This is a genomic window from Micromonospora sp. KC721, from assembly GCF_004348355.1.
Classification (GTDB): Bacteria; Actinomycetota; Actinomycetes; order Mycobacteriales; family Micromonosporaceae; genus Micromonospora.
Genome location: NZ_SMJY01000408.1, coordinates 1 through 808 on the forward strand (window position 1 = coordinate 1; position 808 = coordinate 808).

2 protein-coding genes are annotated in these 808 nt (G+C 64.9%); one reads left to right on the forward strand and one right to left on the reverse strand.

The window, feature by feature from the left end:
- Positions 1–413: hypothetical protein (locus E1182_RS31820; protein WP_207921586.1), on the reverse strand; the 413-nt coding region annotated here is incomplete at its 3' end.
- Positions 414–509: 96 nt separating this feature from the next.
- Between E1182_RS31820 and E1182_RS30695 the strand changes: the two genes are divergently transcribed.
- A partial coding sequence (locus tag E1182_RS30695) for a hypothetical protein (RefSeq protein ID WP_132271212.1) occupies positions 510–808 on the forward strand: 299 nt, incomplete at its 3' end.

Here is an 808-nt window from a genome sequence, read left to right on the forward strand (position 1 = left end):
CCGCACCGCTTGCAACGGTCGATCTCTGACACCTGGTTGAGAAGCTGACGCAGCCCGTACCGGACAGCCCTCCGAGCCGGTCCATAGGGCACCTGACCTGGGGTGGACGCAAACTTTGCGTAGTACCGAGCCGGTCCATAGGGCACCTGACCTGGGGTGGACGCAAACTTTGCGTAGTACCAAGTCCGGGTGGGATCCGGGTGGCCTGAACCGGGCAAACCGGCCCCGGGGCCGGCGGCCAAACCCGGGCCGCCTGCCGCGCGCTCCTGCGTCCCGCCCGCGCGCGGCACCCCGGGACCGTCCTTGGTCGTCTCCTGCTTGTCCCGCGTGCCGAACTCAATCCGGGGCTCCGCGCCCAGGAAGGCAACCGCCTGGAAAGTCGCGGCCTGGTCCACGATGAACGTCTGCGGCATGGTCTGTTCCTCCCAAGGTCTATGCTCTAGCCTTTAGAGCATCGAGTGAAGTCGACTCTAGTCATTAGAGACGAGACCGTCAAGGGAGTAAATCTGATGTCGCAGTCCGCGCCGGTACCCAAGGACCTGGCACAGTGGGTCGAGCAGCAGATCCGCGACCTGACCGATCTCGTAGCGGAGTCGAAGACAGTCAGTGATCATGACACGGATCACCAGTCCCAATGGACCCTCAACCTCTTGGAAGAGCTGTCTCGGGTCGAGACCATCAGCCGGCGGGTTGTCCACCTACTCACCGCGTACGCGCTGCGGAACAGGCTCGCGTCGGCGACCGCCGTGGCGAAAGCCACCGGGGTAACGATCACGGCCGCGCAGAACCGGAACGGGTCCGGACTGGC